This window comes from Mucisphaera sp. (assembly GCF_965279675.1).
Taxonomy (GTDB): Bacteria; Planctomycetota; Phycisphaerae; order Phycisphaerales; family Phycisphaeraceae; genus Mucisphaera.
In genome coordinates this window covers 550,714-564,171 of sequence record NZ_CBDIIJ010000002.1, presented here as the reverse complement: position 1 = coordinate 564,171, position 13,458 = coordinate 550,714, and the positions used below count along the sequence as shown (strand labels likewise).

Below are 13,458 nucleotides of genomic sequence, written 5' to 3'. Positions count from 1 at the left end.
AAGAGAAATGAAGATGCATGACGGAATGAAACTAGGAATCGCAGCCCTCGCCACCACGCTGTTTGTCGGTACCGCCGATGCCGGCGTGATCTACTCGGACTCGTTCGACCGCGTCACCGGCAGCGGCGACGCCAACGGTGATCCCAACGGTGCTGACCCCAACTTCTCGGACTGGGGTACCAACGATAACGCCTTCGGCGGCACCAACGTGCAGGCCTGGATCGCAGGACCCAGCCGTGGCGGCGGCGGCCGTAACGCCGTGACCAACGGCAGCCTCGGTATCCCGTTCGGCACATCCAGCCTTTACGACTTCGATGTCACCACCGTGGCCCCTAATGGCTTCACCGTGGCAATGGACTTTGGCCGCTTCGTGACCCCGCCCGCCAGCGGTCCCGGTGGCGGTGGTTATATCGCGATGGGCCTTGGTGTTGATGCCAGTGCCCCTCTGAGCGACTTCACCGCGATCGGCGCAGCCGACTGGTCGATCCTGTTCCAGCAGGCCAACGCCGGCAATGCCGCCAACGCCGAGGCCTTCATCGACAACGTCTCAGACTCCAACTTTGACTACCTCGATCCCGTGGCGCCGCACACGCTGCTGCTGACTGTGACGCCACAGGTGCCCGGTGCCTATGGCGACACCGACAACATCGACATCAACGTCCTTGTTGACGGCACGATCTCTCAGGATTTCGTGACCACTGGTGGCTCGAACTTCGGTTCTCTCACCATCAGTTCCAACAACTTTGATGCACGCTTCATCGACAACCTCGTCGTCAGCGCGATCCCAGAGCCGGCCTCGGTCGCGCTGCTCGCACTGAGTGCTGCGATGCTCAGGCGTCGTCACGCCTGATCTCACTTGGCCCATACGGGCTGAATGCAGATCCTCCTAGTCTTTGGCGGCCAAACCGCCGTCAAGGGCTTTCACCCAGGCCGCTGTGTCACTGGGCCCAACGCAAACCTCCTCCCAAAGGAACCAACACGCTATGCCATCAACGTCGGCGTCCGCTCATCCTGCCTCCCGATCCGCCTCAGCCTGGAGGTTTCTGCTCGCAGCGATCCTGCTGCTCGTGACTGCTTTCGGCCAGACGGCCCTGGCCCAGTCCGACATCCAGGGCGATCCCGCAGACGCACGCACCGATGAGGACCCGGTCGACGACAACCCCGCGTCGCTCGGCTATGCCAGCTCGGGCGTGAACGCCGAGATCCTCCCCTTCGTCCGGTTGACCCCCCGCGACCTTGACGTCCCGGACCTCGACAACCACCGCATCTCGGTCAACGGCACCTGGCAGTTTGTGCACGCCGTGCCCGACACCTTCGACGGCACCGCCGCCAGCATCAGTGACTGGGCGGAGCTCGAGATCCCGCGTCACTTTGCGCTCCAGGGCTTCCCCCGGATGCACCGGGAGTTTGGCGTGCCTGTTGCTTACACACGCACCCTCGATATCCCGGCCAACTGGGCGGGTCGAACCATCATCCTTCGCTTCGAGGGTGTTGATGGCTACGGCAAGCTCTGGATCAACGGCCAGCAGGTCGGTGGCAATGACATCGCGACCCTCCCCAGCGAGTACGACATCACCGAGTTTGCCAAACCCGGCCAGGCCAACGAACTCGTCCTCACCATCGAGAAATCACTGGTCACCCACTGGTCACGCCGAGAGCTTGGCGGGATCACCCGGGATGTCTACCTCCAGGCTCTGCCCAAGCTCAACCTGGGTCGTCTGCACGTCGACACCGACCTCGACCAGAACAACACCGCCGCCACGATGAACGCCCACGTGCGCGTGGCCAACCACAGCGATCAGTCGATCTCCACCGCGTCGCTCGCCTTCTCCCTCACCACCGCCGACGGCCAGACCGTGGAACTCAACCCGGCCGAGTCGACCACGCTGCTGCCCGCGATTGCCGCGGGGCAGACCCTCGAACTCACGGTCCCGATGAAGGTGTTGGGCTTCAAGACCTGGACCGCTGAGACGCCTCACCTCTACCACATCCACGCCGAGCTGAAAGATGGCGACGGGACCGTCATGTCGGCTCGTCAGCGTTTTGGTTTCCGCGAGGTCTACGTCGAAGGCCACCAGCTCCTGGTCAACGGTTCACCCGTCAAGCTACGCGGCACCAACTACCACATCACCCATCCCGACTACGGCGAGTCCGTCCCGCGTGAGATGATCGAGCGCGATATCAAGCTGTTCCAGGGTGCCAACTTCAACGCCCTGCGTTCACGACCCACGCCGGTTTACGACTACGCCGAACTCTGTGACGAACTCGGTATTTACACGACGGTCGAGGCCATGGTCTCCATCATGATGTACGACCGCGGCCCGCTCGGCGATTTCGGAGCCGATCCGTCCATCGCCGGACCCTACCGCCACCACGTCGCCACGATGATCGAGAGCTACTACTCCAACCCCTCCGTCCTGACCTGGGGTCTTGGCAACGAATGCGCTTATTACGATTACTTCAAGGTCGCCGCCCTCGGCATGAAGAAGCGCGACCCCAGCCGGCCGCTGTTCTTCGGTTCGGATGCCCGACTCGGTGTGTCCATCCCGTACATGGACATCAATGACGACCACTACCCGCGCGATAAAACCGCCGCCGTGGCCGATCTCTCCGATCTCTCACGGGTCCATGACCCGGCGTGGGACTACCCCGAAGACCGGCCGATCTTCTTCACCGAATGGCTGCACGTTCACACGAATAATGTGAAGGAGATCGCGTTCGATCCAGGCGTCGATGAGTACTGGGCCGCCTACGCCGAGATCCACCTGAACCATCTCTACAACGTCCCTCACTTCATGGGTGGTTTCCACTTCAAAGGCGCTCCCTACCGCAACATCGGTGCTCCCGGCATCTGGCGAGGTGTCTTCGATGCACAGCGGCGCATCAACGATCTCTACTGGCACGTCCAGAAGTCGCACTCCCCCGTTCGTATCCACGAAACCGCCGGCACCTATCGCGACGAACTCACGGCTGTCGCCTACACCGTCGAGAACCGCTACGACTTCACCGATCTCTCCGAGGTCACCTTCGCCTGGAAACACGGCGAGACGTCAGGTGAGGCCAAGATTGAAGGCAAGCCCCACAGCCGTTCGACCCTGCTGCTGCCGATCGATCCCGAAGCCGAGCAGCCCGTCGAACTCCGTGTGATCGATCCCAACGGCCACGAGGTCGACCGCTACCACCTGACCGTGCGTAAAGAAGACCTCCCGACCGAGGCCGAAGAGCCTGAAACGTTCGACATCGATGTCACCGAGCGAGGCAACCACTGGATCGCCACGGTAGGCGACACGACCTATCGGATCGACCAGAGCACCGGGCTCATCACCAGTGCTTCCGTCGACAACCGGACCGTTATCAACGGATCACCAACCCTCAACGTCCTCCCTGCTCAGCTCCGCTTCTTCCGCAGGCAGGGGCAACTGACGCTCGTCAACCAGGTGACCGACTGGCAAGCCGAGTCCGTCATGGTCCACAGCACCGACAACCTTCTCCGCATCACCGCCTACGGCGGCTACGCCGACGATGCCATCGGCACCATGACCACCACCATCCACAGCGACGGCAAGGCCACGGTCGCCTACGACTTCACCTGGACCCGCGATCAGGAGTTCAATCTCTTTGCCTCCGGCCTGCAGATCCCGGTCGCCGAAGGCTTCGACCACTTCACCTGGCAGCGTGATGCCTTCTGGTCCGTTTACCCGGATAGCCACATCGGTCGGGCTACGGGCACCGCGCCGGCCACCGGCGACCCGGCCTACGCCGACCAGCGGCACATCGAGCAGGTCGTCGATGGTCACCGCCCCTGGCCCTGGTCGCAGGACAAGATCTCAGGCGTCACCCGCGACTTCCGCGCGACCCGGTTCGACTTCCACCATGGCGGGCTGGTGCACGACAGCGGAACCGCCGCCATCATCCTCGCCAAGGGTCGACAGCACCTCCAGGCCATCCCCGCCAACGACGACCTCGACGACACCATCTTTACCGCCGAGAAGCACGGTCCAAGAACCGATGGTTTCCATCTCAACGTCTACGACTTCCACAATGGCGGCACCGAGCCTCACCTGATGAAGTCGATCAAGTTCGAGGAGATCATCGTCAAGCCCGGAACCCGCTTCACCGGCGAAGCCACCCTCGAACTGAAGACCGATCAGAAAGTACACCCATGATCGCCAACATCCATAACACTGAGCCCCGCGTCGATATCCATGGCGACATCATCGACGCGCACGACGGCTGCCTCCGGCAGTTCGAGGGACGCTTCTACCTCTACGGTACCGGGTACGAAGACACCGACGGCTTCACCCCGGCCAATCGCTACGTCGTCTACAGCTCGCCCGATCTGGAAAACTGGACGCCCCACGGCGACCTCCTGACCAAGACGCTCGAAGGCGTCGGCTACCGGCCCTACGTCGTCTACAACCCCGCCACCGAGAAGTACGTCCTCTGGTTCAACTGGTATCCCGTGCTCTGGGAAGGGCACTTCGGCGTCGCCATCGCCGACAACCCCGAAGGCCCCTTCGAGATGGTCCAGACCGGCGCCGAGGTCGCGATGCCCCAGCCCGGCGACCACAACGTCTTCGTCGATGAAGACGGCACCGGTTACCTCATCTACACCTCCATCATGGAAACGCCAGACGGTCACCACCACATGTCCGTCGATCGACTCGACGAGTCACTGACCGCCTCGACCAAAGAGAACTCAGGCACCTTCGCCGCCTACGTCGAAGCGCCCGCTATGTACCGCCACAACGGCTACGTCTACACCATCTTCGGCAAGACCTGCTGCTTCTGCCCCGCCGGGGCGAACGCCGAGGTCTACCGGGCCGAGACACCCATGGGCCCCTGGCAGCGTGTCGGCGAGATCAACCGTGCCGTCGACGGCCGGATCATCGTGCCCGGCCAGCAGACCGATATCGCCACCATCCAGACACCCGACGGCCCGCAGCACATCTGGATGGCCGACCTCTGGGGCTCCCGACCCGATGGCATCAAAGGCCACGACATCCAGCACTGGGAGCCGCTGATCCTCGACGACACCGGCCTCCCCCGCTCGCTCACCAATGCTTCGAAGTGGTCGATCGAGCTGCCCGACAGTGTCGAAGCCCGCCGCTGAGCCGAATGCCGCCAACAGCCCGTATCAGTCTCGACGCATCACGATCGTGGCGTCGTGCCCGTAGCGGAAATAATCCTGCCGCAGGATGACGTTGCCCCGGGCCTCCCTGGCCGCCCATTCGAGGAGACGGACGGTCGGCAGCCGGGTCGCAGGATAGTCCTGAGGCGGGGCATCCGGGCCCGCCAGGTCTGACAGGAAGTTGAATGCCAGCGTCTCCGAACAGGCCTCCCAGCACGACGCCAGCAAGCGCTGCGCCGTCGGTTCGTCCATCGTGTTCAATGTCCCCGACAGCAGGACGACCTGCGGACGCTGCGCCAGCAGGACCTCCGGTTCTGCCAGGAGATCCGCCGCGACGAACGTCGTATCGGGCAGACCCCGCTTCTCCGCAAACCCGATGACCTCGGCGATCCCGTCCACCCCCACGTAGTGCCCGTACCGCACCTCGTGCTCCAGCAGATAGGCTGCCAGGTCTCCCCGCGAACAACCCGCATCCAGCACCCGCTTGCCCTCCAGAAAAACCATCTCCCGGAAGACCCGGAAGCGCTTTCGCTGCGAGGCCTCGCTGTTCCAGAGGGTCACTCCAAAAGCCGCGCCCTGCTCGGCCTGAGCCTGGCGGTACGGTTCCAGCGGGTCGTCCGTCCATTTCGTCGGCATAACCACGATCCTAGCCGAACCCCGCCACGACACGGACACGCCCCAAAAAAACACCCGTCCACCTACCGCCTGCGAAACCCCCGAACCTTCGCTATCTTCGCCCCATGCCCGCCCACGACCACGCATGGATGCAGCGTCTCCGCAGCCGGTTCCTTGTCTTCGACGGACCCGACGGCTCCGGCAAGTCCACCCAGATCAAGCGCCTCGTGACCGACGCCGAGAACGCCGGCCTCGAGGTCGTCACTGTCCGCGAGCCGGGCGGCACCTACGTCGGCGAGCAGGTCCGCGCCGTCCTGCTCGACCCCGCCAACCACGACGCCATCGACCTCACCGCCGAGATGCTCCTGTTCATGGCCAGCCGCGCCCAACTCCTCGCCGAAGAAGTCCGGCCCGCCATCGACCGCGGGGCCCTCGTCATCGCCGACCGCTTCATCTCATCCACCCTTGCCTATCAGGGCACGGCAGGGGGGTTGGAGCCCGAAGACATCCTCGCCGTCGGCCGCGTCGCCGTCGGTCAGACCTGGCCCGACCTCGTGCTCGTCTTCGATGTGGACGAGCAAACCGCTGCCAAGCGCATGAACCCCCTCGTCCGACAGCAGGAATTCGACGCCGCCAAAGACCGCATCGAACTCCGAGGAGCCGCCTTCCACCGCCGCGTCCGCCAGGGCTACCTCGACCAGGCCGACCGCGACCCCGATCACTACGCTGTCATCGACGCCACCCCCGACCCGCAGACCGTCAGCGCGTCCATGCTCGAGACCCTGGCCGAACGCTCGGTCGACTGGTCCGGCTAAAGGCCCTTTACCCGCCCTCATCCGCAGCAGGCTTCTGGGTCATGAAGGGTGAAGCAGGCAGCCACTCCGTGTTCACCAGATTCGCCCGCACCGGGTTGTCCGCCCAGCCGTACCGAACCGCCACCGGTTCTTCCACCGCGTCCGACCACACCTCCACCCGATCGCCCTCGATCCGGGCTTGCGCCCAGTGCCAGACGCCATCAGGTCCCGCCAACGCGAACCCGCCCAGGTCCCCGCCACCCCGCACGGCTGGCCGCGACCCAAAGAGTGAGAACGTCACCACGACCCGATCTTCCAGAAAGAAAGCCCGGTCAAACATCGGTCCGCTGTATCCGGTCCCCGGCTGTCCATAGGCCTCGGCCATCGCCCAACGGGCCAGCCGACTCCCCACGTCCTGCTTGTTGCGGGGGTGAATATCATCCGCGTCGCCGATATCGATCGTCACCGCCAGTCCCACCCCATCCACCGCCTTTGCCGTCGCCAGCTGGGCATCGCGGAGCTCGGCCCAGCCGCTCTCGACCGGCACTTGGCTGGCTTCCCTGAAATTCGCGAGCTGGACCACACCGAAGGGCAAGGCCTCCCGCTCAAAGACGGCCCGCCAGTCATCGATCATCGCAGGCAGCAGGTCCCGGTAAGCCTCGGCCTCGGCCGCATTCGACTCGCCCTGATACCAGATCGCGCCACGCAGGCCATACGGCACCACCGGATGGATCATGCCCCTGTACAAAGCCGCAGGCGTTCGATGGGTTGCCCCACCGAGCGCAGGCGAGGCCGGTGCCTGAGGCATCGGTCCCACCTCAGCCGCCTCATCGATCCTGACCCGCCAGCTGCCTGCCAACGGAACAGACACGTCCTCCGAGTCGGCCAGTCGAGCCCTGATCAACGCCGCCGACCCGTTGAACCCGCCCGCGTAGTACCAGTCCCCCACACGGATCGCCAGCGTCACCTCTCGCCCATCGATCAGTGCGCCCGGCACCCGATAGACGCGTGGCGTTCGCCAGTGATCCCCAACATCGAAACCCGTCGAGCCGACTTCAACGCCATTGATGTACGTGTCATCGATATCGTCGATCCCGCCCAGTTCAAGCACCAGGTCACGACCGACCCACGACGCAGGCACATCGAACGTCCGTCGATACCAGACCACCCCATCGAATCCGTGCAAAGCCTCGATGCCCGCATCCTCCCAATGCCCGGGTACTTCCAAAATGAGCCAGTCGCTCACATCGTGGCCCGGCTCTGCCCAGCCCTCAGCCAGGCCACGCCCGCCCTCGATCACCATCCGACGACGCTTCGCCACCGCCTGCGAATAGGCGGCCTGCTCGCGCTCGACCTGAGCCCGCGCTTCCTCCTCGGTTCCCGTAAAAGCCATGGCCTTCTCGGTGACGTCAGCCGCCTGCTCCGCTAATCCGGGAAAAGCCTCAAGCCCTGCTGGCGAGATCCACGGCTCGATGCGCGTCCCGCCCCACGTGCTGTTGACTAGGCCCACAGGCACCCCCAACCGATTCCGCAACTCCCGCGCGAAGTAATAGCCCACCGCGGTATAACCACCCACGGTCTCAGGCGATGCCACCGTCCAACTCGCGTCCGTGTCGGTCAAAGCCACCGCCGCCACCGTCCGCGGCACATTGAAGTGCCGAATCAAAGGGTCATTGGCCGCAGCCATCTCCGCCTCGGCGTTGTCCGACAATCGCACCGGCCATTCCATGTTCGATTGCCCGCCGCACAGCCATACCTCGCCCACGTACACATCCATGAACTCAATCAGCGTCCCGCCTCGAACAACCAGCCGGTACGGACCACCGGCCGGCTGGGCCTCGAGGTCCACCCGCCAGGCTCCCGCCTCATCCGCCTCCGTGAACGCCTGCACCAACGGCAGCGGGTCATCGCCCCTGAGCAACTGCACCGTCACCGCCTGACCCGCAGCGGCCTGACCCCACACAGGCATCGGCTGATCGCGCTGCAGCACCATGTGATGACCGAACACCGCTGGCAGCGACAATTCCGCCACCGCCACACCACTCAGAAACATCACCACAAAGAACGACAGAAGGGAGGATCGCTTGTTCATCCCGGCAGTGTCCCCCCAGACAGGCTTGCTCGCAAAAGCAGTGGCCTAAGCCACCAGCCGCGCATCCACCCCGAAGGTCATCAGATCGCCCAGTCCGGGCAGCGCCGCCGCCCAGCCAAGCCCACGCACAGGGATGCGCTCCAGCCGCTCCACGCCCCAGCCGCTGCTCTCAACGGCTCGTGCAAACCGCCCGTAGGTCGCCCGATTCAGCCCCGTCTCTTCCCACGAACGCACCTCGATGGGCGATCGCTTGCGATTTCGGACCTCCATGATCGGTCCCAGCCCGAACACCAGGTGCGCCCAGGGCACCTGCGTCGCCCAGGGCACGTGATACCCCAGCGGGCTGTAGAAAAGCGGCCCAAACCGCGTCAGCAACACCCCACCCGGCCGCAACACGCGCCGAAGCTCGCCCAGCACCGCCGGCAGATCCATCACGTGCTCGAACACGTCTGTCGAGAACACCGCATCGAACGAATCATCCGCGAACGGCAGCCGGATCGGGGAGCAGACCTCGAACCGCACGTTCGCTTCCCGCTTCTGACTGGCGAACGCCCGCGCGTGCTCGATCGCCGATCCACTGATATCACACCCCACCACCCGAGCCCCACGCTCCGCCAGCCAGACACTCTCCCCGCCCCAGCCGCAGCCGAAGTCCAGCACGTCCCGACCCGCGACCGACCCCAACTCATCCACAAACCGCTGATAACTCCCCGCAGCCTTGCCATACTCGTGCTCAGCCTGATCCCCCTCATCTCGCGGGCCCGAGTCCGCCACCGCAAACCATCGCTCCAGGCCAAGCAGCATTCTTGCCCGCAGAGACAACCCACCAACGCCATGCTCCGTTGTCGCTAAAGCCATAGGTTAGCTATCGACCCAAGCCCAGACAGCGACCGACCAATCCAAGCCAGCCCGATAATCGTTTGCGGCTATTTGCACCATTTATGGGTCGGAAAACCAGAAACTTGCGATAAGCTGGGAAGGAAAACCTCCTTCAAATCTCTGCCGATCGGCTTCCACCAACCGGGAACAGAACCATGAACAGCCGCGTCCCCCTTGCCATCGCCACCCTGCTAATTTCCAGTCTCTTGACCCTCCACGCCGAAGCCTTCACCGAGTCCATCGGCCCCATCGATCTCGAAATTCGCGAGCGCCTCATCCCCGAACTGCCCGGTTACACCGAGTACACCTTTAATCTGGGCAGAAACGACAGGGGCTGGCTCAATGCCTTTAGTTTCAATTTTGCCGCCACCGAGCTCTTCCAGATCCAGCCCTATGGCATCAAGACCGTCTTCGAAGAAACCAACGCCTTCATCAACCTCATCGGCCGCAATCCCAGCCACGACTCCCAGATCCTTTTCAGCCGGGAAACCGATCCGCTCTGGGTGGTCGAATCCCATGAGACCAACCAGGGTCTGGCGGCCAGCTTTCTCACACTTGGATACGGTGTAGGTATTTATGGAGCAGCCGATGTAGCACGACTGATCACACCAAGCGACGGTGCTGTTGACTACCGCTTGAGGCTTGCAGGCCAGAACCCTGCCACGCCGCAGGAGATTGTCTTCAAAGGTCGTATCGGCGATCCCCTTCTCTCGGTACCTCCATTCGACGTCACGCAGCCCCCCAAACCCATCATCTATTCGCGGGCCGGCGAACTTGGGCTCGCTCTTGACTCCGTCCAGCCCACGCCCGGCATGCCCGGTTTCTCGACCTACACCCTCCGAATCGATGTCGCCGACAAGGGCATCAAGGCCTTAGAAATCGAACTCGAAGGGGCTTCCCTACAACAGGCCACCGTCGATAACACCTCCGTGGTGACCAGCGACGCCAATGCACTCCTTTTGGCTAACAACATCGATCCGGCTACCGACACGCAGGTGCTGATCTCAAATCAGCAATACACCTCGTTAGGGGTAGGGGCCTCTTCAGAAAGCACAACTCACCTGTCTTACCTCGCTTACTTTCATCATCCGCAGCCGTACTACTATGGCGGCAATTTCCTGCAGGTTGTCCTCGAAGATGGTGACCTCGCAACACTGAATCTTGAAGTCGCCGTCGGCACCTCCGAAACCTTCACCCGCGTCATCGGCCAGATCGGCGGCGAAGCCGAACTCGTCCTCATCCCCGAACCCGCCGCCATTCTGAGCCTGGCCGGACTCGCGCTCGTGACCCGCAGACGCCCAGCCGCCTAACCCGCCCGCCGACGGAGCATCACCGCCAGGCCCAGCAGCCCCGCCGCCGCACCCGGCTCAGGCACGCTGCTGCCTGCGCCGAAATTCGTGGCCAGCGTCGACAGATCGATCAGGTCCACCACGCGGTCGAAATTGAAATCGCCAAACTCGGCACCCACCACATCCGTCGCCCCGAAGTTCGTGGCCAGCGTCGACAGATCAATCAGGTCCACCACCCCGTCAAAGTTCGCATCACCCGGCACCACCACGATCGCTCGCGTCACCAGCACCAGATCCGTAAACAGAATCGTGCCGTTCACGGGCGGGTTCAGCACCGGCAACTCGTTGAACGGACTCCCCGCATTCACCCGCAGCAGATCGGCGATGTCGTCGACGATATCCATGTCATCGCCGAGCACGTTCCCGAACACCGTGAACCCGCCATTCTGGAAATCCAGGTTCTCGCCGTTGTTACCGACGTTGAAGAAAAACTGATTCGTCGCGCTGTTCGGATCGCCGCCGAGTTTGGCCATCGCCACCGTGCCACGCGTGTTCGAGAAAAACGGCTCGTTCAGCACCGGGCCGTTATTCGGCACGTTCCCGATCGGACCCAACTCGGGGTCCGCCAGATTGAACCCGCCGCCCTGAACCACAAAAGGCGTCCCGTCCAAAAGTCGGGCCGAGCGATGAAAAAACATGTTGTCGTAGGCACCCTGCTCGATCAGCGTCTTGAAGTTCGCCGCGGTCAGCGGGGTGTCGTCGTCATAGACCTCGATGTGGATCGGGCCCAGCACCGTTTCAAACCGAGCCACCGAATGACCCGGATTGACCGTCGCCATCACCGCATCCCCGCCCACAAACACACCCGCCAACGCCGCACAGATCAGGGCCCGGTTCATAAGTCCTACTTCCTCTATACCGCCCAGACACACCAGGCGTCACCTCGGGACGCGGGATAGCACAGAACACCCGCTGGCTACTTAATTTTAACCCCTCAGCCCGTATGGCCAACCTTTTCTCAGATAAGCAGCCCCCACCGCCGCCCGGACAGCCCCTCTAGCCGTCCGAACCCGCATCCGCCTCACCCTCGGCCGCTTCCTCGGCGTCGGGATCAACCACACGGATCGAGTCGATCATCACCATCACCTCCGGGCCCAGCACCGGCTCCTCCGGAAGTTCCATCAAAGGCAGCGACGAAAAAGGCCCGCCGGCATTCACAGGCTGCAGCCCATTCATCCGATCCAGCACCTCGAAATCCTCCGCGATCACCCGCCCGAACACCGTGAACCCACCGTTCTGGTTGTCCAGGTTCTCCCGGTTGTCGCCCAGGCTGAAAAAGAACTGGTTCGTCGCCGAGTCGGGATCGCCGCCCAGCTTCGCCATTGCGATCGTCCCCTTCACATTCTCCAGCCCCGGCTCGTTCTTCACCGGCCCGTGATCCTTCACCTCATCGACGGTGAGCTGCCCCTCGTCATCCTCAACCGCTTTGAACCCCCCGCCCTGAATCACAAACCCGGGCACCAGACGATGGAAGAATGATCCGTCATAGGCCTTCTCATCCACGAGCCGCAAAAAGTTCTTCACCGTGCCGGGCGTCCGCTCGTCAAACAGTTCCACATCGATCTGACCCGCCGACGTCTCGAACCGCACCACCGTTCCCACCTCCGGATCGGCCTCCTGAGCCATCACAGGAACCGCCACCAACCCAGCCACCACCACACCTAGACACCAACGCATCATCACAAACTCCAATCATGTCGATCAATGAACTCAACAACTCACTCACCCGGGATGTAAGTGATCACACCCTCCCACGGGCTCGACGCATTCGCGTACAGCTTCCGCGGAATCCGGCCGGCCAGGTAGGCCAACCGACCCGCCACCGTCGCATGACGCATCGCGTGCGCCATCCGCAGCGCATCCTTCGCGTGCGCGATCCCGGTGTTCAACAGCACGCCATCCGCACCCAGCTCGAACGCCTCCGAGACATCCGAAGCCGTCCCCACGCCCGCATCCACGATCACCGGATAATCCGGATCGCCATCCTTGAGCAGCTCCAGAATCAGAGCGATCGCACTCGGATTCAACACCCCCTGACCCGAACCGATAGGCGACCCCGCCGGCATCACGCTCGCCGCACCCGCCTCCTTGATACGCATCGCCATGATCGGATCATCACTCGAATAACACAGCACCTTGAAACCGTCTGCCACCAGCTCCCTCGTCGCCTCAAGCGTCCCCACCGGATCGGGCAGCAACGTCTTCTTGTCGCCCAGCACCTCCAGCTTCACCCAGTCTTTACCGGGGTTGTCGAGCTGATCCAGGATCTCCCGACCCAGCCGGGCCACCCGCACCGCGTCCTCAGCGGTAAAACACCCCGCCGTGTTCGGCAGAATCGTGTACCGATCCGTATCCACGAAATCCAGCAGCGACTTGCCCTCCGCATCGATCAGCCGCTCGCGACGCACCGCCACCGTGATGACCTCGGCACCCGACGCATCCAGACACGCCTCCATCGCCGGATAGCTCTCATATTTCCCGGTCCCCACGATCAGCCGACTCGTCAGCGACCGGCCGCCCACCACCAGAGGTCCATCCAACGCCGACTCATTCTCAATCACACCATTCGCAGCCACGTCACATCTCCGAGCAGGGCGG

11 protein-coding genes are annotated in these 13,458 nt (G+C 63.3%); 5 read left to right on the top strand and 6 right to left on the bottom strand.

Annotated features, from left to right (window positions below):
* Positions 1–7: 7 nt before the first annotated feature.
* The 3 genes from ACQZAB_RS02485 to ACQZAB_RS02475 all read left to right on the top strand — a co-directional run bounded on the left by ACQZAB_RS02485 (position 8) and on the right by ACQZAB_RS02475 (position 5,113).
* Entirely contained in the window at positions 8–850 is an 843-nt protein-coding gene (locus ACQZAB_RS02485) for a hypothetical protein (protein WP_428386789.1), read from the top strand.
* A gap of 133 nt (positions 851–983) precedes the next feature.
* Positions 984–4,166: a glycoside hydrolase family 2 TIM barrel-domain containing protein gene (locus tag ACQZAB_RS02480; protein WP_428386788.1), complete on the top strand. Its 3,183-nt coding sequence runs from the start codon at positions 984–986 to the stop codon at positions 4,164–4,166.
* A complete protein-coding gene (locus ACQZAB_RS02475; RefSeq protein WP_428386786.1) occupies positions 4,163–5,113 on the top strand; it encodes a family 43 glycosylhydrolase in 951 nt (316 codons plus the stop codon). The genes ACQZAB_RS02480 and ACQZAB_RS02475 overlap by 4 nt, the downstream gene beginning before the upstream one ends.
* A 24-nt stretch (positions 5,114–5,137) precedes the next feature.
* Here ACQZAB_RS02475 and ACQZAB_RS02470 read toward each other — a convergent pair whose 3' ends face one another.
* On the bottom strand, positions 5,138–5,767 hold the full coding sequence (locus ACQZAB_RS02470) for a class I SAM-dependent methyltransferase (RefSeq protein WP_428386784.1): 630 nt from the start codon (positions 5,765–5,767) through the stop codon (positions 5,138–5,140).
* Between the two features lie 104 nt (positions 5,768–5,871).
* On the opposite strand from ACQZAB_RS02470, the gene tmk reads away from it, so the two are divergent.
* A complete protein-coding gene (tmk, locus tag ACQZAB_RS02465) occupies positions 5,872–6,561 on the top strand; it encodes a dTMP kinase (RefSeq protein ID WP_428386782.1) in 690 nt (229 codons plus the stop codon).
* A gap of 7 nt (positions 6,562–6,568) precedes the next feature.
* Here tmk and ACQZAB_RS02460 read toward each other — a convergent pair whose 3' ends face one another.
* Both ACQZAB_RS02460 and ACQZAB_RS02455 read right to left on the bottom strand, forming a co-directional pair.
* Complete coding sequence (locus ACQZAB_RS02460; RefSeq protein ID WP_428386780.1) at positions 6,569–8,632, bottom strand: sialate O-acetylesterase; 2,064 nt, start codon at positions 8,630–8,632, stop codon at positions 6,569–6,571.
* Positions 8,633–8,677: 45 nt separating this feature from the next.
* A complete protein-coding gene (locus tag ACQZAB_RS02455) occupies positions 8,678–9,490 on the bottom strand; it encodes a class I SAM-dependent methyltransferase (RefSeq protein ID WP_428386778.1) in 813 nt (270 codons plus the stop codon).
* Positions 9,491–9,666: 176 nt separating this feature from the next.
* Here ACQZAB_RS02455 and ACQZAB_RS02450 point away from each other — a divergent pair, with 176 nt between their 5' ends.
* Complete coding sequence (locus ACQZAB_RS02450) at positions 9,667–10,821, top strand: hypothetical protein (protein ID WP_428386776.1); 1,155 nt, start codon at positions 9,667–9,669, stop codon at positions 10,819–10,821.
* Here the strand turns inward: ACQZAB_RS02450 and ACQZAB_RS02445 are convergent.
* From ACQZAB_RS02445 to ACQZAB_RS02435, 3 genes are all read right to left on the bottom strand, one after another.
* Positions 10,818–11,699: a peptidylprolyl isomerase gene (locus ACQZAB_RS02445; RefSeq protein ID WP_428386774.1), complete on the bottom strand. Its 882-nt coding sequence runs from the start codon at positions 11,697–11,699 to the stop codon at positions 10,818–10,820. The two genes, ACQZAB_RS02450 and ACQZAB_RS02445, sit on opposite strands and share 4 nt — an antisense overlap.
* A 157-nt stretch (positions 11,700–11,856) precedes the next feature.
* Positions 11,857–12,540: a peptidylprolyl isomerase gene (locus ACQZAB_RS02440; RefSeq protein ID WP_428386772.1), complete on the bottom strand. Its 684-nt coding sequence runs from the start codon at positions 12,538–12,540 to the stop codon at positions 11,857–11,859.
* Between the two features lie 38 nt (positions 12,541–12,578).
* Positions 12,579–13,436, bottom strand: a complete 858-nt coding sequence (locus ACQZAB_RS02435; protein ID WP_428386770.1) for a thiazole synthase — start codon at positions 13,434–13,436, stop codon at positions 12,579–12,581.
* Positions 13,437–13,458 lie beyond the last annotated feature (22 nt).

Excerpts from the sequence above, each read along its gene's own strand:
- ACQZAB_RS02460 (WP_428386780.1), bottom strand. The coding sequence starts at position 8,632 with ATGAACAAGCGATCCTCCCTTCTGTCGTTCTTTGTGGTGATGTTTCTG.
- ACQZAB_RS02470 (WP_428386784.1), bottom strand. The coding sequence starts at position 5,767 with ATGCCGACGAAATGGACGGACGACCCGCTGGAACCGTACCGCCAGGCT.
- ACQZAB_RS02475 (WP_428386786.1), top strand. The coding sequence starts at position 4,163 with ATGATCGCCAACATCCATAACACTGAGCCCCGCGTCGATATCCATGGC.
- ACQZAB_RS02440 (WP_428386772.1), bottom strand. The coding sequence starts at position 12,540 with ATGATGCGTTGGTGTCTAGGTGTGGTGGTGGCTGGGTTGGTGGCGGTT.
- ACQZAB_RS02450 (WP_428386776.1), top strand. The coding sequence starts at position 9,667 with ATGAACAGCCGCGTCCCCCTTGCCATCGCCACCCTGCTAATTTCCAGT.
- ACQZAB_RS02485 (WP_428386789.1), top strand. The coding sequence starts at position 8 with ATGAAGATGCATGACGGAATGAAACTAGGAATCGCAGCCCTCGCCACC.
- tmk (WP_428386782.1), top strand. The coding sequence starts at position 5,872 with ATGCCCGCCCACGACCACGCATGGATGCAGCGTCTCCGCAGCCGGTTC.
- ACQZAB_RS02455 (WP_428386778.1), bottom strand. The coding sequence starts at position 9,490 with ATGGCTTTAGCGACAACGGAGCATGGCGTTGGTGGGTTGTCTCTGCGG.
- ACQZAB_RS02480 (WP_428386788.1), top strand. The coding sequence starts at position 984 with ATGCCATCAACGTCGGCGTCCGCTCATCCTGCCTCCCGATCCGCCTCA.
- ACQZAB_RS02445 (WP_428386774.1), bottom strand. The coding sequence starts at position 11,699 with ATGAACCGGGCCCTGATCTGTGCGGCGTTGGCGGGTGTGTTTGTGGGC.